Here is a 17,099-nt window from a genome sequence, read left to right as displayed (position 1 = left end):
GGCCCGCCCTGTGGATGGGAATAGCGCTTCTATGAAAAAGAGTTAGGCTGTCATACGGCCGTTGGCGAGCGCCGTCAGCGTGCTGCGCGGCCGTACCTTGGGAGAAGCGCCAGATGTCGAAATTGTCCAACATTCTCGTTGCCGTGGCACTGCTCGCGGGTGTGCCCGCCGCTTCGGCGCAGACCATGAATATGCCCGCGGCCACCGCCGCCGGCCCGTCGCCCCCCGAGATCGCCAAGACCGCGACCGTGCCGGCCACTCCCGTATTCGTGGATACGGCGGCCCGGGCCAACCAGTTCGAGATCGTCACCAGTCAGGTTGCGTTGGAAAAGAGCAAGAACAAGAAAGTACTCGCCTTCGCCAAGAAAATGGTGAAGGATCATACTAAGATCGGCAAGAATTTCGGCGCCGCGTTCGGCAAGGCGAATACGGGGCTTACCCTGCCGGCCGGCCTCGGGGATGAGTTCGACAAGATCCTGGCCCGCCTGAAGAGCGAAGAGGGCGCCACCTTCGATGCCGATTACATCGCTGTGCAGACCAAGGGCCATCAGGATGCCGTGGGCCTGTTCGCCGGCTATGCCAAGGGCGGCGACAACCCGACGCTGAAGGCGTTCGCGCAGAAGACGTTGCCGATCATCGAGATGCACCTGAAGATGTGCTACGACTTGGCGAAGCTGAAGCTCTGACCTGTCTCGGCCATTTTAGAGCCGGATCGGCCCACATTGAATCCGCCTCTATTCAATAAGTGAGAGTGCGATCCGCCCACATGGAACCACCAAATGGTTCCATATGGGCGGATCGCGCTCTAAGGATTAAAAATCCGGATGAGGTCTCTTCGGCGTCATCCGGAACACGCGCTATCCAGATCCGTGTCCGGCCGCCGCCTGAAGAAAATAGTCGGCCGCTCATAGATCTCCGGCCCGCGAACGATAGCACCGTCGAAGAACGGGGAATCGTCGAGACCAACAGGGCTCGGAGCGCGCCCCAAAATCTGCGGGCAATCGAAAGAGAGACATGCGTTCGCAACGGGGCAGCGTGCCGCCGGGTGGGATGCGTTTCCATCCGTACGTATAAATGCACGCTCTGAATATGTATATGTACCGAAAATGGTAATTTATTACATTAATATGGCATTAGTTGGTGTTTGTATATTTTGCAACTGAAAGATGTTTTGGAAGGATAAGTATCTATTTTTCCGGGCCACGTTGACCCGGCGCAGCCAGAGCGCCGTGAAGTGTCACCCCAACGTCATGGCCCATCGATAGGGAGCGTGTGAAGCTGGCGGTCTGCGGGCCGCAGGGGGGCTGAACACACATGGATCCGATCCTTCGCGTGGAAGACGTGCGCAAGTCCTTCGGCGCACACACCATTCTCAAAGGTGTCAGCTTTCAGATCGAGGAGGGCGACCTGGTCTCGATGATCGGGCCCTCGGGTTGCGGCAAGTCCACCTTGCTGCGCTGCCTGAACGGGCTGGAATCCATGGATTCCGGCGTCATCGAAGCGTGCGGCGTGCGCATGGAGCGCAAGGCCGGCTCGAACGCGCCGGTCAACGAGGTGGCGCACCGGCTGCGCAAGAATGTCGGCATGGTATTCCAGAGCTTTAACCTGTTCCCCCACAAGACGCTGCATCAGAACGTCATGATGGCGCCCATGGTGGTGAAGGGCACGAGCCGCGACGAGGCCGCCGCCAATGCCGAGCGCCTTTTGAAGAAGGTCGGCCTGTTCGAGCAGATGGACCGCTATCCCGTCAATCTCTCGGGCGGCCAGCAGCAGCGCGGCGCCATCGCCCGCGCGCTCGCCATGTCGCCCAAGATCATGCTGTACGACGAGCCCACCTCCGCGCTCGATCCCGGCCTCGTCGACGAGGTGCTGGACGTGATGAAGGAGCTCGACAACGAGGGCATGACGCAGATCATCGTCACCCATGAGATGCGCTTCGCGCGCGATGCTTCCGATTACATCATCTTCATGGACAAGGGCGAGATTATCGAGATCTCGGACGAAGATGAGATCTTCGACAATCCCAAGGATCCGCGCACGCGCCAGTTCCTGCACCGTTTCGTCTGATGGCCCCGCACGACCCTTTGCCCTTCTCTCCCGCTTCGGGGATCGCCATGCGTCTTGCCCGCCTCGCCCTCTCGTCCTTGCTCCTTGCCGTCTCGCTGTCGGCGGCGGCGGTTTCCGCCGCATCGGCGCAGACCGCCCCGGCCTCTCCGGCACCGGCCGCCGAGCGCAAGCTCACCTATGGCGGCGACAGCACCAGCGGCGCGCCTTACACCTTCCAGGATCCGGCCGATCCCAACATCACGGTGGGCTTCGAAGTCGACATCATGAAGGAGCTGGCGGCCAAGATCGGCCGCAAGCCGGTGTTCGTGCAGAACGACTGGAGCAACCTCATCCCCGGCCTCGATGCCGGGCTCTACGAGGCGGTGATCAACGGCCTGGAAATCACCCCCGATCACCAGGCGGTGGCGGATTTCTCGGCGCCTTACTACACCACGTTCGGCCAGATCGTGATCCGCCGCGGCGATGCGCCGATCGACAATCTGGAAGGCTTGAAGGGCAAGAAGGTCGGCACGCTCAAGTCCAGCCAGATGGAATATGTGCTGCGCAATGCCGGCGGCATCGATTTGCGCACCTATGACCAGGAGATCGACGCCTATTCCGATCTCAAGCTGAAGCGGATCGACGCGACCGTGATGGATTTTCCGATCGCGGTCTATTACGCCCAGCCCGACCGCGAGCTTCAGTTCACCGGCCAGCCCATCGGCCGCATCGAATATGGCATCGCGCTGAAGAAGGGCGCGCATCCCGAGCTGCTGGCCGAGATCAACACAGGCCTGTCGCAGATGATGCACGACGGCTCCATGCGCACCATCCTCGATCGGTGGGCGATCTGGACCCCGCTGATGGCGCAGCTCACGGGCGACCAGCGTCCGATCCAGGCGCAGCCGCTGGCCTATGATCATTTCGTCCAGGCCACGCAGCCGCAGGGCTGGAAGATGCAGCTTGAGCGCTACATGCGCTTCCTGCCCCAGCTCGGCTGGGCGGCGGTGATGACGCTGGAAATCTCCATCCTCGCCATGGTCATCGCGGTCGGCCTCGGGGCGGGCCTGGCGCTGTGCCGGGTCTATGGCGGCGTGGTGCTCGACCGGCTCGCCCAGGTCTATATTGAGGTGGTGCGCGGCACCCCGTTGCTGATCCAGGTCTTGTTCATCTATTACGGCCTGCCGAAGGTGGGGTTGCAGCTCGAACCATTCGTCGCCGGCGTGATCGCGCTCGGCCTGAACTATGCGGCCTATGAGGCCGAGAATTATCGCGCCGGCCTGCTGGCCATTCCGCGCAACCAGATGGAAGCGGCGATCGCGCTCAACATGACCGAGCGTCAGGCGCTGCGGAACGTCATCATCCCCCAGGCGGCGCGCATCGTGCTGCCGCCCACCACCAACGACTTCATCTCGCTCATCAAGGATTCGTCCTTGGTGTCGGTGATCTCCCTGGTGGAACTGACCAAGACCTACGAACTCATCTCCACCACATACTATGATTATTTCGGCACCGGTCTGCTGGTGGCGGCGATCTATCTGCTCATCGGCCTGCCGTTCGTGCGGCTCGCCAAATGGGCCGAGCGCTATGCCAGCCGCGGCGTGACGCGTTCCATCGGCTGAGCGCGTGCCGCGTCAAAGGGAATTGACGTTCACCCGTAGCGGGCGAGCGTCAATCCCTCGGTGTCGATGTCCGGCGTGCGGCGGGTGATGAGGTCGGCGAGCAGGCGCCCGGTGCCGGCCGCCATGGTCCAGCCCAGCGTGCCGTGCCCGGTGCCGAGGAAGAGGTTGGGATATTTCGCCGGGCCGAGGATCGGCGGGCCGTCCGGCGTCATCGGGCGCAGGCCGCTCCAGAAGGTGCCGGCCTTGGGATTGCCGCCGTCCGGGAACAAATCGCTGACCACATGCTCCAGCGTTTCGCGGCGTGCATGGCGCAACGACAGGTCGAAGCCCGCCAGTTCCGCCGTGCCGCCGATGCGGATGCGGTCGCCGAGCCGGGTCACGGCCACCTTGTAGGTCTCGTCCATGACGGTGGATTCCGGCGCGCCGCCGGCGTCCGTGATGGGCACGGTGAGCGAATAGCCTTTCACCGGATAGACCGGCAGGCGGATGCCGAGCGGCCGCACCGCCTTGGGCGAATAGCTGCCGAGCGCCACCACATAGACATCCCCGCGGATGGTGCCGGACTGGGTCTGCACGCCGGTGATGTTGGCTCCGTCATGCTCGATGGCGCGCACCGCCCGGCCGTGGGTGAACACCGCGCCCTTCTGTTCGGCGAGGGCGGCGAGGGCGTTGGTGAATTTATAGCAGTCGCCGGTCTCGTCGCCCGGCAGGCGCAGGCCGCCGGCGATCTTTTCCGCGACCCGCCCCAGCGCCGGCTCGGCGGCGATGCAGCCGGCGCGATCGAGCAGCTCATAAGGCACGCCGAAGCGATCGAGGATCGCCATGTCCTCGCCCGCATGGTCGAGCTGCGCCTGGGTGCGGAACATCTGAAGCGTGCCCTGCATGCGCGCGTCATAGGCGATGCCGGTCTGCTGGCGCAGGGCGATCAGGCAATCGCGGCTGTACTCGGCAAGGCGCAGCATGCGCCCCTTGTTGATCTCATAGCGGGCGTGGGTGCAATTGGTCAGCAGCCGCAGGCCGAAGGCGAGCATGGCCGGGTCGAGGCGCGGGCGGATCACCAGCGGGCGATGCTTCATCAGCAGCCATTTGATGGCCTTCAGCGGCAGGCCCGGCCCGGCCCAGGGCGCGGAATAGCCCGGCGAGACCTCCCCGGCATTGGCGAAGCTGGTCTCCAGCGCGGGGCCGGACTGGCGGTCCACCACTTCCACCTCATGGCCGGCGGCCGCCAGATAATAGGCGAGGGTTACGCCGATGACGCCCGACCCTAGAATCACCACCTTCATCGTCCGGCCTCCCACGGCCCGGCGCCGCGCGCCTGCCGCACCGCAAAATAAGATCAGACACCAAGCAGGGCCCGCCCCACAAGCGCGACGATGGAACGGCCGGCCCTGTCTTGCGGGATCGTCGTCGGCGGCTGTGCTTAGTATCGCGGGTGCCGCGGCGGGCGCGGATCCATGGATCTCCCGGCGCCCCCGGTTGTTGTTGTCCGTGCGCGGCGGTTCGCGCGGCGCTTGCGCGCCGTTCGCAAGGCGCCGGCGGGGGCGATCGCCAGCCGGATTGCGAAAGACGGCGGGCCGGTTGAGGCGGGACGCGATGCGGGCGATAACTGGCCTCCCGGTGTATGGGTGCGGACGCGGGCGCGCCGCCGGATAAGGAGGTGCGGGTGTTTACCAACGCGGGGGTGCAGGGAACCGACCTCGCGGCGCTCTTCAACGCCGTGCCCAATCCCTATGTGATCCTCACGCCCGAATTCATCATCGTCGGCATGAACGAGGCCTATCTGCGCGTCACCATGCGGCGGCGGGAAGACATTCTCGGCCTGTCCATGTTCGAGGCGTTTCCGAGTGACCCCGCGTCCGCGTCCAACCAGATGCTGCGGGCCTCGCTCGAACGGGTGATCCGCAATCGGGCGCGCGAAGACCTGCCGTTCATCCCCTATCCGATCCAGCGGCCCGACGGCGTGATGGAGATGCGCTATTGGAGCGCCACCCACACCCCCCTGTTCGGGCCCGACGGCAGCGTCCGCCACGTGGTGCAGCACACGGTGGACGTGACCGAGCTGCACAATCTGCGGGTCAGCCTCGGCGCCACCGCGTCGAGCCCGGCGCTGCTGATCGAAGGGGAGGTGTTCGACCGCGCCGAGGCGGTGCAGGAGGCCAATACCAAGCTGGATCGCGAGCGCCAGCGCTTGCAGACCCTGTTCGAGCAGGCACCGGCCTTCACCGCCGTGCTGCGCGGACCCGACCATCTGGTCGAGCTGGCGAATGCCGCCTATCTGCGCCTCGTCGGCGACCGGCCCCTGGTGGGGCTGACGGTGCGGGAGGCGTTTCCCGAACTGGCCGGGCAACCGGTCCTGGACGCGCTGGACCGGGCTTATCGCACCGGGGAAGCCTTCGTCGCCCACGGCCTCTCGGTGATGCTGCGCAGGGCGCCCGGCCTGCCGCTGGAAGAGCATGTTCTCGACTTCATCTACCAGCCGGTGGTCGATGCGGATGGCTCGGTGGGCGGCATCTTCGTGCAGGGGCAGGACATCACCGAGCAGCGGCGGGCGGAAGATGCGTTGCGCGAGCGCGAGGTGGAGCTGCGCAAGCTCAATGAATCGCTGGAAATGCAGGTGGCCGAGCGGACCCGCGAGCGCGACCGGCTGTGGCGGCTCAGCGGCGATCTCATGGGCGTGTGCCGCGAGGATGGCGTCCTGGAGGCGGTGAACGGCGCGTGGAGCGATCTGCTCGGCTGGAGCGAATGCGATCTCCTGGCCCACGGCTTCCTCGATCTGGTGCATCCCGAGGATGTGGCGGCGACCCGGGCGGCGCTTGCCCGCTCGCGCGAGGCGCCGGCCATTCCGCGCTTCGAGAACCGCTGCCGGCGCAGCGACGGCACCTATCGTGTGCTGGCCTGGACGCTGGCCGCAGACACCGGGCGCCTCTATATCGTCGGGCGCGACATGACCGACCAGCGCCTGACCGAGGAGCAATTGCGCCAGTCGCAGAAGATGGAAGCGGTGGGCCAGCTGACCGGCGGCATCGCCCATGATTTCAACAATCTGCTCCAGGGCATCACGGGCTCGCTCGATATTCTCCGGCGCCGCGTCGCGCAGGGCCGCACCGCCGAGCTGGAGCGCTTCGTGGACAATGCCATGAGTTCGGCCAACCGCGCCGCCGCGCTCACCCACCGCCTGCTTGCCTTCTCCCGCCGCCAGCCGCTCGACCCCAAGCCGCTGAAGATCAATCCGCTGGTCCTCTCCATGGAAGATTTGCTGCGCCGCACCATGGGCGAGAGCATCCATCTGGAACTGGGGCTCGCCGATGGCCTCTGGCTGACCTTGTGCGACGCCAACCAGCTGGAAAACGCCATCCTCAACCTCGTGATCAACGCGCGCGACGCCATGCCCGATGGCGGCCGGCTGACCATCGAGACCTGCAACGCTGATCTGGACGACAGCTATGCCGCCCGCGTGCCGGGGGTGACGGCGGGCCAATATGTCTGCCTCGCCGTGAGCGACACCGGCACCGGCATGGCGCCGGACGTGATCGCGCGCGCCTTCGATCCCTTCTTCACCACCAAGCCCATCGGCCAGGGCACCGGGCTCGGCCTGTCCATGATCTATGGTTTCGCGCGTCAATCGGAAGGGCAGTGCCACATTTATAGCGAGGTCGGGGCCGGGACCTGCGTGAAGCTCTATCTGCCGCGGTATCGCGATGGCGGTTCCGACCCCTCCGGCGCGCCCGGCCCGGAGGCGCGCGAAAGCGGCGGCCTGGGCGCCGTGGTGCTGGTGGTGGAGGATGATCGCGTGGTGCGCGGTCTCATCCTGGAGGTGCTGCGCGAACTCGGATATGCCGCCATCGCGGCGGAGGACGGCCAGGCCGGCCTCGACCTGCTGATGTCCGACCGGAGGATCGATCTTGTGATCACCGACATCGGCCTGCCGCGCCTCAACGGCCGGCAGATGGTGGACGCGGCGCGCGAGAGGCGGCGCGATCTGAAAGTCCTGTTCATGACCGGCTATGCCGAGAATGCCGCCGTCGCGGCCGGATTCCTGGAGCCGGGCATGACCATGGTGACGAAGCCGTTCGCGGTCGCCCATCTCGCCGCGCGCATCCGCGCCATGCTGGAGCAGGCGCAGGTCTAGTGGTGCGACCGCGAGGGATGGAACCCATCTGTCGCTCGCGGGTCGAACCAAAACGCCTTGATCCACCAAGACCGATCGACATTCAGCGGCGCGTCGAGGCGCTTGGCGTCAGGTGCGCGATTGCCTTTCTTTTACAGGTCGTCGCCTTCTGCGCGTCATGGCCGGGCGATCCACGCCGGGCCGCCCGCGCGGGCCTTGAGCAGCCGATGCCAGCGGTTCCCCGTGGATGCACGGGACAAGCCCGTGCATGACAATGCTCTGCTGCAATGGCGTCAAGCCATGACTGTCGTCCCAACGCCGCCCTGACATTGTCCCGACGCCGCGCGGGTGGCGGGCGGGGCGGCGCGGGGTGTGGTGCGAACTTGCCGGGCGGGTCTTCCGGGCAGGGGTGCGGGGGCAGGGGTGCGGGGCAGGGCTGTCGGGGGCAGCCTGTCCGCGCGCTTTCCTTCCGCCGTGACATCGCGCATGAGGAGGCGGTTCGGGCCGGGCGCCGCGTCGGCGTGCGCGTCGGCGTGTGCCGTGGCTGGGTGTTCGCCGGTTCAGCCCCTTGTTCTGGATGGGTCATGTCCCTGCTTGCCCGCACCTCCACCGTCACGGCCGCGACCCTCGGTTCGCGGGTGATGGGCTTTGCCCGCGATGCCGGCACGGCCGCCGTGCTGGGCGCGGGGCCGGCGGCGGATGCGCTCATGGCCGCGCTCTCCTTGCCGCTGCTGGCGCGCCGGCTGCTCGCGGAAGGCGCGTTCAACGCGGCCTTCCTGCCCGGTCTCGCGGCGGCGCGGGCGCGGGGCGGGGATGCGGCGGGCGGGGCGCTCTCGCGCGCGGTGCTGATCCTCCTGGTGGCGCTGCTGCTGGTGCTGGCGGGGCTCGGCGCTTTGTTCATGCCGGCGCTGATCGGTGTGCTGGCGCCGGGCTTCGCGCTCGGCGGCGAGCGGGCGGACCTTGCGGTCACCTGCGGGCGCATCGCGCTGCTCTATCTGCCCTTGGCGGCGGGGGCGGCGGTGTTCGGCGGCATCGCGAATGCGGGCCAGCGGGTGTTTCTGCCGGCGCTGGCGCCAGGGCTAGCCAATGCCGTGGTGCTCTGCGTGATCCTCTATCTCGTGCTCGCGACCGACATGGCGACGGGCACGGCGGCGGTGCTGGTCGCCATCGCCCAGGTTGCCGCCGGCATCGCCCAATTGCTGCTGATGAAGATCGCGAGCCACGGCGCACCGGGGGTGCTGGCGGGGGCGGGACGTCCTGCGGACTGGCGCGGCGCCCGTTCCGTGCTGCGCGCCTGCGCGCCCGCCTTGCTGTTCGCCGGCCTCTCGCAATTTCGCCTGCTGATCGCGGCGGCGACGGTCTCCGCTTTGCCGGGCGCGGTGGCGGCGCTGAATTATGCCCAGCGCCTCGTGGACCTGCCGCTCGGCCTCGTGGGCGCGAGCGCGGGGGCGGTGCTGGTGCCGCTGCTGGCGGCGGGCGGGGCAGGGCGCGGGCGACATGCCAGCGGCGCCAGCCTCGCCGCGCTCGCGCTCGCCTTGCCGGCGGGCACCGGGCTCGCCGTGCTGGCGGAGCCGATCGTCGCCGTGCTCTATCAGCGCGGGAGCTTCGATGCGGAAGATGCCCGCCTGACGGCGCTGCTACTGGCGGCGCTCGCCTTCTCCCTGCCGGCGCAGGGGCTGGAACGGGTGCTCTCCGCCACCGCTTTGACCCATGGCATGACGCGGACCGTGGAGCGGGTGGGCCTCGCTTCGCTGCTTGCCTGCGTGCTCGCCTGCATCGGCCTCGGCGCCGCCTTCGGCCCGGCGGGCGCGGCGAGCGGGGTTGCGGTTTCGGCGAGCCTCAGCGCTTTGACCATCGGCACCTTGCTGGCGCGCGCCGGCCATCTGCATGTGGATGGCGCGCTCGCCCGCGTGGTGGCCGGGCTTGCCGGGGGGTGCGTGCTGATGGCGCTGGTGGTTGGCGGCCTCGCGCAGGCCTGGCCGCATCCCGGCGCGGGCACATTCGCCGCCTTGGGGCGGCTCGTGGTGCTGGTGGGGGCGGGGATGCTCAGCTATGGCGTGGTCGCGCTGCTGGTGCGGCGCCTGCTGCGGCGCGCCACCGGCTGAACGGTCTTTCAATCTTCATTACGAGTACCCTAGGTTGTGCGACCCGCAAAGGAACAGACCATGGCTGAATCCGCGCCCGCCCCCGCTCCCGCCGTTCCCTGCCGCTTCTTCGCTTATCCCACGGCCGACGGGCTCGCTTTGTTCGGCCGCGACTGGGGCACGGTGGGTGATGATCTGCCGGTGGTCTGCCTGCCGGGCGTGACGCGCAATTCGCGCGATTTCGAAGCTTTGGCCGGGGCGCTCGTGGCGCGCGGGCGGCGCGTGGTGGGGCTGGATTTCCGCGGCCGGGGCGGCTCGGCCTTCGGGCCGGTGGCCACCTATACGCCGGCGCAGGAAGCGGCGGACACGATCGCCGCCCTCGCCAGCCTCGATATTCCCCGCGCGATCTTCATCGGCACCTCGCGCGGCGGGCTGGTGATGATGGTGCTCTCCCAGGCGCGGCCGGACCTGATGGCGGCGGCGGTGCTGAACGACATCGGCCCGGTGATCGAGAAGGCCGGCCTTGCCCGCATCTCCGGCTATGTGGGCGTGCCGACCTTCACCGACTGGCCCTCCACCGTCGCGCGTCTCAAGGCGAGCCAGGGCTTCCTGTTCCCGGGCCTGGACGATGCCGGGTGGGAGCGCTTCGCCCGCCAGATCTATCGCGACGAATTCGGCGCGCCGGCGCTCGCCTATGATCCGGCGCTGGCCGTGGCCTTCAAGGCGTTCGACCCCAATGCCGAATTGCCGGATATGTGGCCGGGCTTCGAGGCCATGAAGGATATTCCCGTCATGGTGGTGCACGGCGCCCTGTCGGATATTCTGAGCGCCGATACGGTGGCGCAGATGGCGGCGCGCCATCCCGGCCTCACCGTCCACACCGTGGCGGACGAGGGGCACGCGCCCCTGCTGTGGGATGCGGCGACGCAGGACGCCATCGGCGCCTTCATCGACGCGGCAAATCCGCCCCGCTGAGCGTTCCTCCCCCGCGCGGCATGGCGCTTGCCCGCCGGGCCGCTTGCGCCGCGCGGCGGCGGGTGGCATGAGGCGCGCTTCGTCTTCGCGCGCGACCGTCCGGCCGCTGCGCTGTCATGTCTGACGGCGGTGCCTCGCGCACGCCGGTCTTCGGGAGGTCGCCATGGCGGCGGTCGCGGAACGCGTCTTTTCCGGTGTGCAGCCCACCGGCAACCTGCATCTCGGCAATTATCTCGGCGCCATCAAGCGCTTCGTCGCCCTGCAGGACAGCCATGACTGCATCTATTGCGTGGTCGATCTGCACGCCATCACCGTGTGGCAGGATCCCGAAGAGCTGAAGCGCCACACGCGCGAGGTCACCGCCGCCTTCATCGCCTGCGGCATCGATCCCACGCGCCATATCGTGTTCAACCAGAGCCAGGTGTCGGGTCATGCGGAACTGGCCTGGATCTTCAATTGCGTCGCCCGCATGGGCTGGCTCAACCGCATGACCCAGTTCAAGGAAAAGGCCGGCAAGGACCGCGAGAACGTGTCGCTCGGCCTGTTCGCCTATCCAAGCCTCATGGCCGCCGACATCCTGCTCTACAAGGCAACCCACGTGCCGGTGGGCGAGGACCAGAAGCAGCATCTGGAGCTGACGCGCGACATCGCGCAGAAGTTCAACGTGGATTTCGCCGCTTCCATCGCCGCCAACGGCCATGGCGAGGGCTATTTCCCGCTCACCGAGCCGCTGATCGCCGGCCCCGCCACCCGCGTCATGAGCCTGCGCGACGGCTCCAAGAAGATGTCCAAGTCCGACCCGTCGGATTTCTCGCGCATCAATCTGACCGACGACAAGGAGGCCATCGCCGGCAAGGTACGCAAGGCCAAGACCGATCCCGAGCCGCTGCCCTCCGAGGAAGCCGGGCTCAAGGCGCGTCCCGAGGCGGACAATCTGGTGGGCATCTATGCCGCGCTCTCCGATGGCACCAAGCAAAGCGTGCTGGATGAATATGGCGGCGGGCAATTCTCCGCCTTCAAGGCGGCGCTGGTGGATCTGGCCGTGGACAAGCTCGGCCCCATCGCCGGGGAGATGCAGCGCCTGATGGCCGATACCAGCGCCATTGACGCCATTCTCATCGACGGCGCGGCCCGCGCGCGGGTGATCGCCGACCAGACGATCCGCGACGTCAAGGACATCGTGGGCATGGTGCGCGGCTGAGCCGCCCAACGGCGCTGGCGTCTTCCTCGTCCGGGCTCTCTTTCCGTCTGGCTTCACTTCGCCCCCCTTCCTGCGTGGGGGGCGGCGTGGCGTGCGAAAATGCCTGATCCCAGCGAAGCCGGCGCGTAGGTGAGGGGGGCGGGCACAGAATAAGGCGATCACGCGATAATTTGATTGACTAGGAAATCATCCGGAGATAGTTTCCTAGTCAATCAAAGAGGGTCCCCATGTCGCCCGTTCAGTCGCCCGCCCTTCCGCCCGCCCTTCCGCCCGCCACCTCTCTCCCGCCCGTCTCCGACCTCACGGCGCATCTCGGCTTCTGGCTGCGCCTGGTGTCGAACCATGTGTCCCACGCCTTTGCGGGAAAGCTCGCCGCCACCGAAGTGACGGTCGCCGAATGGAGCCTCATGCGCGCGCTCTACGACAAGGCGCCGATGCCGCCCAGCCGGATCGCCGACGACATGGGCCTGACGCGGGGGGCAATCACCAAGCTCGCCGACCGGCTGATCGCAAAGGCGCTGATCGTGCGCGCGGCGAGCCCGGACGACGGCCGCGCGCAGACGCTCGCCCTGACGGAGCGCGGCACCGCGCTCGTGCCCGCCCTCGCCGCGCTCGCCGACCTCAACGATGCCGAATTCTTCGATGCCCTCACCCCGGACGAACGGGCGAGCCTGCTGCGGCTTCTGAAAGGCCTGGCCGAGCGCGGCCAAATGACCGCAACCCCGATCGAATGACCGCCCTCGATCCCGACACGGAGAAACACTCATGGACGATCGACAGAAGACCACGGCGCGCACCTGTCTCGACGCCGCCCAGCGCAACACCATGAGCTTTCCGCAGATCGTGGGAGCGCTCGGGGAAGCCGGCTTCGAAAGCTATGCGGTCGATTACCGGCGCGCCACCGCGACCTATTATCTGCCTGACGGGGAGAGCATCGAACTGCCGGCGCATCGGGCCGCCGGCGCAATTGCCCCGGCCTTCGACGCCGCGCGCCTCCAGGCCGCGATCGGCGAGGCCCAGCAGCAGGTTCCCGGCTATACCTACACGGGATTCTGCGAAAAGGCGGTTGCGGCCGGGTGCGCCGGCTATCTCGTGTCGTTCTCCGGCCGCCGCGCGCTTTATGTCGGGCGCACCGGGGAAACCCACGTCGAGCTGTTTCCGAACCCCTAGGTGGCGCCGCTTGCGCATGGGCCCCCGGCGGTTTGAGAGGGGGTCATGCCTTGCCGCTGCCACCGCACTGGCGTAAGCCTCCACGGCAGCCAAAGGAAGTTCCCATGCCGCAGGTGAGCCCCCAGCCGAACCTGACCGTCGATCCCGCCGAGGTCGCCCGCTTCGAGGCGCTGGGCGAGGAATGGTGGGATCCCAAGGGCAAGATGGCGCCGCTGCATGCCATCAATCCGGTTCGCCTCGCCTTCCTGCGCGACGTGATGGTGCGCCATTTCGGCCATGACCCGCGCAGCCTGCGGCCGCTGAAGGGCTTGCGCGTGCTCGACATCGGCTGCGGCGGCGGGCTCATCTGTGAGCCGATGGCACGCATGGGGGCGGACATGGTGGGGATCGATCCCTCCGCCGGCAATGTGGAGATCGCGAGCGCCCATGCCGCGCGCGCCGACCTCGCCATCGACTATCGCGCCACCACGGCCGAGGAACTGGCGGATGTGGGCGAGCGGTTCGACGTGGTGATGGCGCTGGAGGTGGTGGAGCACGTGGCGGACGTCGGCCTGTTCGTGCGCCGCGCGGTGGAGATGGTGCAGCCGAACGGCCTGTTCATCGGCTCGACGCTGAACCGCACGGGCAAGAGCTTCGCGCTCGCCATCGTCGGGGCGGAATATGTGCTGCGCTGGCTGCCGCGCGGCACGCACCGCTGGGACAAGTTCGTGACCCCCGGCGAATTCGAGGCGAGCCTCGCCGCCGGCGGCTTCGAGATGCGCGAACTGGCCGGCCTCAGCTTCGATCCGCTGCGCGGCACCTGGGCGCTCTCGGCGGATACGGACGTGAATTATTTCATCGTCGCCGGGCCGATGGGCTGAGAGCCTGAGAGCCTGAGAGCCTGCGGCGCGTCCCGCCTCAGTTGCGGTCTTCCGGCAGGACGGGCAGGGGGAATACCTCCACCTCGTCGTCGCGTAGCGCCTTCACCTCGTCGGCGCTGGCCTCGCCATAGATCGAGCGATGCGCGATCTCGCCGCCATGCATCTTGCGGGCGAGGTCCGCGAAATCCTCGCCGACATAATCGGCCTTGCTGGTGACATGGTCGCGCAATTCGCGCACCAGGCGGCGGAACTCGCGTTCCTGGTCGCCCATCAGCGCCACCGGATTGGCCGGTCCCTGGGCGGCCGCCTGAGCGGTTTCCTGGCCCGTTTCCTGGCCCGTTTCCTGGCCCGATTCCTGGGCGGGCGCGGCCTCGGGTGCGGCCGGCGGGGCGCCGCGATCGGTGCGGGCGACGGAAGGCGCCATGATCGCCTTCTCCACCCGCGCGCTGCCGCAGTGCGGGCAGGCGATCAGCCCGCGTCCGCGCTGCGCCTCGTAGCTGTGGGAGGAGGGGAACCAGCTTTCGAAATCGTGGCCCTGCTCGCACCTCAGCGTGTAGCGGATCACGTCGCGGCCCCGACCAGATGGAGATGCCCGCTTTGGCCGCTGTCGGCCACCTCGAACCGGCGGCCGTGTTGCAGCGAGGGGATGCGCCGGCGCGCGGCGGCGACCTCCTTCAGGTCGATTTCGGCGAGGATCACGCCGGGGTCGGTGCCGCCTTCGGCGATCACGCGGCCCCACGGGTCCACGACCAGCGAATGGCCATAGGTCTCGCGGCCGTTCTCGTGGCGTCCGCCCTGGGCGGCGGCGAGCACATAGGCGCCGTTCTCGATGGCGCGGGCGCGCAGCAGCACATGCCAATGGGCTTCCCCGGTGGGCCGGGTGAAGGCGGCCGGCACGGTCAGCACATCGGCGCCGCTCTCCGCCAGCGCCCGGTAGAGCGGGGGGAAGCGCAGGTCGTAGCAGATAGTGAGGCCGACCTTGACCCCCGCGACGGAGGCGGTCACGGCGCGCTCGCCGGGCCGGTAGGAATTGGATTCGCGATAGCTCTCGCCATTGCCGAGGTCGACATCGAACATGTGGATCTTGTCGTAGCGGGCGGCGATGTCCCCGTCGGGGGCGATCAGGAAGCCGCGATTGACGGCGCGCTGATCGGAGATTTTCAGCGCCAGCGAGCCCACATGCAGGTGGATCTTCAGCTCGCGCGCCAGATCGCGGAACGCGGCGAGGGCAAGGTCGGCCTCTTCCTCGCGCAGCTTTTCGAACAGGAGCGTGCGGTCCAGCTCCATCAGATTGGTGGTTTCCGGCGTCTGCACATATTGCGCGCCGGCCTGGGCGGCCTCGCGGATCAGCGCGCTGGCGGTCTGGATGTTGGCGGCGACCTCGCGCCCGGAGCGCAACTGAACCAGGCCCACGCGCAGGGTTTCGGTCTTCTGGATCTCACTCATGGCTTAGGCTCGCGGCGCGCAACAGGGATATATGGGATGAAGAGTGTAGAGGCTCGTCCTGCCGCGCGCGAGGGATAAAGGCCGCGTGGGTTCGCTGGAGCGGCCAGGAGCCCGCGCAGTGACCCGCCCGCGCAGTGATCCCCCCGCGCAATGATCCCCCGCGGTGCGGATCAGGCCGTGATCAGCGTGTCGAGTTCGCCGGCGCTTTCCAGGGCGTAGAGATCGTCGCAGCCGCCCACATGGGTCTCGCCGATGAAAATCTGCGGAACGCTGGTGCGCCCCCCGGCGCGCCGGGACATTTCCTCTTGTCCGGCGGGGTCCGTGGTCACGTCAATTTCGGTGAACGTCAAACCTTTTCGGCGCAGCAACTCCTTTGCGGCATGGCAATAGGGGCACCAGCTCTTGGTGTAGATTTCGATGGTTTTCATGCAGCCCTCTGCGCAACGGGCCAAACCGCCGTCACGGAATTGTTGCATAATAAGGCTCTTCAGTCGGCTTCGACAACCCTGGCGAAGGTGACGGCGTCGATATGAACGGCCTTCGCATACCTCAGGGCCTTCGCGCAGGCATCCAACGTCGCCCCGGTTGTGAGGACATCGTCCACAATCACGATGCGCCGCCCGGCCACGTGGTGCAGGAGCGAATCGGGCACGCGAAACGCGCCCGAAACATTCGCGCGGCGTTCCATGCGGTTGAAGGATACCTGCGAAGGGGTGGCGCGCGTGCGCGCGAGCACGTCGGTGCGGCACGGCACCCCGCTCGCCTTGGAAATCCGGCGGGCGAGCAGGGCGGCTTGGTTGAAGCGGCGCCGCCACAGCCGCAAGGAATGCAGCGGCACCGGCACGATCAGGTCCGCTTCGCGCAGCAATTCGCCCGCCGCGCGGGTCATCAGGCGCGCCATCGGGGCCGCCATGTCGAGTCGGTCGCCATATTTCAGGCCGTGAACGAGATCGCGCGACACCGGGCCGAACAGCACCGCCGCGCGCGCCCGGTCGAAGGCCGGCGGGTCGGTGACGGCTTCCAGGGACAGGCGCGGCGCGCCGTCGCTTTGCTGCTGCTCATAGGCGAAGGGAATGCCGAGCCGCTCGCAATAGGGTCGCTCCACGAAGGCGAGGCGGCGCCAGCATCCCCCGCACAGCCCTTCCGCCTCATGGACAATGGCGCCGCACGCAACGCAGGTGGGCGGCAGCACGAGGCCGAGCGCCGCCTTGCCGACCGCATGCAGGACCCGCCCGGCACCCCGCCCGCCGGCGCGCAGCCGCTCCACCACGCTCGGCGCGGGCTCTGCCGGCTCCGCGTCCTCGTCGTGCCCTGCCCCTGCCGTCGCCATGCGGCCGCCTTCCCCTTGCGCGCGCACAATGGAACGGGACGCACGCGCCTTCAATGCCCGGGGCGGCGGGCGAACGGGCGCGTGGTCCCGCATGGTGGCGCCAATGGCCATCCGCTGGCCCGACGCGATTGCAGCAGAGCATCGTCATGCACGGGCTTGTCCCGTGCATCCACGCGGCCCCGCTGGCGCCGGCTTTTCAAGGTCAGCACGGGCTGCCCGCCGTGGATGGCCGGGACACGCCCGGCCATGACGAAAGA

General features: G+C 67.7%; 15 protein-coding genes. 10 read left to right on the top strand and 5 right to left on the bottom strand.

Annotated elements, in window-relative coordinates:
* The first annotated feature begins 113 nt into the window (after positions 1-113).
* From V5G24_RS19400 to V5G24_RS19390, 3 genes are all read left to right on the top strand, one after another.
* Positions 114-686: a DUF4142 domain-containing protein gene (locus V5G24_RS19400; protein ID WP_394085038.1), complete on the top strand. Its 573-nt coding sequence runs from the start codon at positions 114-116 to the stop codon at positions 684-686.
* A gap of 628 nt (positions 687-1,314) precedes the next feature.
* The gene (locus V5G24_RS19395; RefSeq protein WP_394085039.1) at positions 1,315-2,067 is read left to right on the top strand and encodes an amino acid ABC transporter ATP-binding protein; all 753 of its coding nucleotides are present in this window, start codon (positions 1,315-1,317) and stop codon (positions 2,065-2,067) included.
* A gap of 47 nt (positions 2,068-2,114) precedes the next feature.
* The gene (locus tag V5G24_RS19390) at positions 2,115-3,668 is read left to right on the top strand and encodes an ABC transporter substrate-binding protein/permease (RefSeq protein WP_394085040.1); all 1,554 of its coding nucleotides are present in this window, start codon (positions 2,115-2,117) and stop codon (positions 3,666-3,668) included.
* A 29-nt stretch (positions 3,669-3,697) separates the two neighbouring features.
* Here the strand turns inward: V5G24_RS19390 and V5G24_RS19385 are convergent, their stop codons facing one another.
* On the bottom strand, positions 3,698-4,951 hold the full coding sequence (locus V5G24_RS19385; protein ID WP_394085041.1) for a D-amino acid dehydrogenase: 1,254 nt from the start codon (positions 4,949-4,951) through the stop codon (positions 3,698-3,700).
* 380 nt (positions 4,952-5,331) lie between these two features.
* On the opposite strand from V5G24_RS19385, the gene V5G24_RS19380 reads away from it, so the two are divergent.
* The 7 genes from V5G24_RS19380 to ubiG all read left to right on the top strand — a co-directional run bounded on the left by V5G24_RS19380 (position 5,332) and on the right by ubiG (position 14,066).
* On the top strand, positions 5,332-7,797 hold the full coding sequence (locus tag V5G24_RS19380; RefSeq protein ID WP_394085042.1) for a PAS domain-containing hybrid sensor histidine kinase/response regulator: 2,466 nt from the start codon (positions 5,332-5,334) through the stop codon (positions 7,795-7,797).
* Positions 7,798-8,360: 563 nt separating this feature from the next.
* The gene (gene murJ, locus V5G24_RS19375) at positions 8,361-9,881 is read left to right on the top strand and encodes a murein biosynthesis integral membrane protein MurJ (RefSeq protein WP_394085043.1); all 1,521 of its coding nucleotides are present in this window, start codon (positions 8,361-8,363) and stop codon (positions 9,879-9,881) included.
* 60 nt (positions 9,882-9,941) lie between these two features.
* Complete coding sequence (locus tag V5G24_RS19370; RefSeq protein WP_394085044.1) at positions 9,942-10,835, top strand: alpha/beta fold hydrolase; 894 nt, start codon at positions 9,942-9,944, stop codon at positions 10,833-10,835.
* A 163-nt stretch (positions 10,836-10,998) separates the two neighbouring features.
* Complete coding sequence (trpS, locus tag V5G24_RS19365) at positions 10,999-12,036, top strand: tryptophan--tRNA ligase (RefSeq protein ID WP_394085045.1); 1,038 nt, start codon at positions 10,999-11,001, stop codon at positions 12,034-12,036.
* Positions 12,037-12,263: 227 nt separating this feature from the next.
* Positions 12,264-12,770, top strand: a complete 507-nt coding sequence (locus V5G24_RS19360; protein ID WP_394085046.1) for a MarR family winged helix-turn-helix transcriptional regulator — start codon at positions 12,264-12,266, stop codon at positions 12,768-12,770.
* A 31-nt stretch (positions 12,771-12,801) separates the two neighbouring features.
* Positions 12,802-13,206, top strand: a complete 405-nt coding sequence (locus V5G24_RS19355; protein WP_394085047.1) for a DUF1398 domain-containing protein — start codon at positions 12,802-12,804, stop codon at positions 13,204-13,206.
* A 104-nt stretch (positions 13,207-13,310) separates the two neighbouring features.
* Entirely contained in the window at positions 13,311-14,066 is a 756-nt protein-coding gene (gene ubiG, locus V5G24_RS19350; protein ID WP_394085048.1) for a bifunctional 2-polyprenyl-6-hydroxyphenol methylase/3-demethylubiquinol 3-O-methyltransferase UbiG, read from the top strand.
* A gap of 37 nt (positions 14,067-14,103) precedes the next feature.
* Here the strand turns inward: ubiG and V5G24_RS19345 are convergent, their stop codons facing one another.
* From V5G24_RS19345 to V5G24_RS19330, 4 genes are all read right to left on the bottom strand, one after another.
* Positions 14,104-14,631 carry a DUF1178 family protein gene (locus V5G24_RS19345; protein ID WP_394085049.1) on the bottom strand — a complete coding sequence of 176 codons (528 nt, stop codon included), beginning with the start codon at positions 14,629-14,631 and terminating at the stop codon, positions 14,104-14,106.
* Positions 14,628-15,512, bottom strand: coding sequence for a carbon-nitrogen hydrolase family protein (locus V5G24_RS19340; RefSeq protein WP_394085050.1), 885 nt, complete (start codon positions 15,510-15,512; stop codon positions 14,628-14,630). Before V5G24_RS19340 ends, V5G24_RS19345 begins: the two co-directional genes overlap by 4 nt.
* 170 nt (positions 15,513-15,682) lie before the next feature.
* Positions 15,683-15,940, bottom strand: a complete 258-nt coding sequence (gene grxC, locus V5G24_RS19335; RefSeq protein ID WP_394085051.1) for a glutaredoxin 3 — start codon at positions 15,938-15,940, stop codon at positions 15,683-15,685.
* A gap of 59 nt (positions 15,941-15,999) precedes the next feature.
* Complete coding sequence (locus V5G24_RS19330) at positions 16,000-16,842, bottom strand: ComF family protein (protein WP_394085052.1); 843 nt, start codon at positions 16,840-16,842, stop codon at positions 16,000-16,002.
* Positions 16,843-17,099 lie beyond the last annotated feature (257 nt).

The organism is Roseixanthobacter finlandensis, assembly GCF_043195105.2.
Classification (GTDB): domain Bacteria; phylum Pseudomonadota; class Alphaproteobacteria; order Rhizobiales; family Xanthobacteraceae; genus NCEH01.
The sequence above is the reverse complement of the archived record's forward strand: the minus strand, read 5'-3'. Positions and strand labels throughout refer to the sequence as shown.

Bases quoted from the DNA above. Each gene is read 5' to 3' on its own strand.
- trpS (WP_394085045.1), top strand. From the start codon at position 10,999: ATGGCGGCGGTCGCGGAACGCGTCTTTTCCGGTGTGCAGCCCACCGGC.
- V5G24_RS19385 (WP_394085041.1), bottom strand. From the start codon at position 4,951: ATGAAGGTGGTGATTCTAGGGTCGGGCGTCATCGGCGTAACCCTCGCC.
- V5G24_RS19330 (WP_394085052.1), bottom strand. From the start codon at position 16,842: ATGGCGACGGCAGGGGCAGGGCACGACGAGGACGCGGAGCCGGCAGAG.
- V5G24_RS19395 (WP_394085039.1), top strand. From the start codon at position 1,315: ATGGATCCGATCCTTCGCGTGGAAGACGTGCGCAAGTCCTTCGGCGCA.
- grxC (WP_394085051.1), bottom strand. From the start codon at position 15,940: ATGAAAACCATCGAAATCTACACCAAGAGCTGGTGCCCCTATTGCCAT.
- V5G24_RS19340 (WP_394085050.1), bottom strand. From the start codon at position 15,512: ATGAGTGAGATCCAGAAGACCGAAACCCTGCGCGTGGGCCTGGTTCAG.
- V5G24_RS19370 (WP_394085044.1), top strand. From the start codon at position 9,942: ATGGCTGAATCCGCGCCCGCCCCCGCTCCCGCCGTTCCCTGCCGCTTC.
- V5G24_RS19360 (WP_394085046.1), top strand. From the start codon at position 12,264: ATGTCGCCCGTTCAGTCGCCCGCCCTTCCGCCCGCCCTTCCGCCCGCC.
- ubiG (WP_394085048.1), top strand. From the start codon at position 13,311: ATGCCGCAGGTGAGCCCCCAGCCGAACCTGACCGTCGATCCCGCCGAG.
- V5G24_RS19355 (WP_394085047.1), top strand. From the start codon at position 12,802: ATGGACGATCGACAGAAGACCACGGCGCGCACCTGTCTCGACGCCGCC.
- murJ (WP_394085043.1), top strand. From the start codon at position 8,361: ATGTCCCTGCTTGCCCGCACCTCCACCGTCACGGCCGCGACCCTCGGT.
- V5G24_RS19400 (WP_394085038.1), top strand. From the start codon at position 114: ATGTCGAAATTGTCCAACATTCTCGTTGCCGTGGCACTGCTCGCGGGT.
- V5G24_RS19390 (WP_394085040.1), top strand. From the start codon at position 2,115: ATGCGTCTTGCCCGCCTCGCCCTCTCGTCCTTGCTCCTTGCCGTCTCG.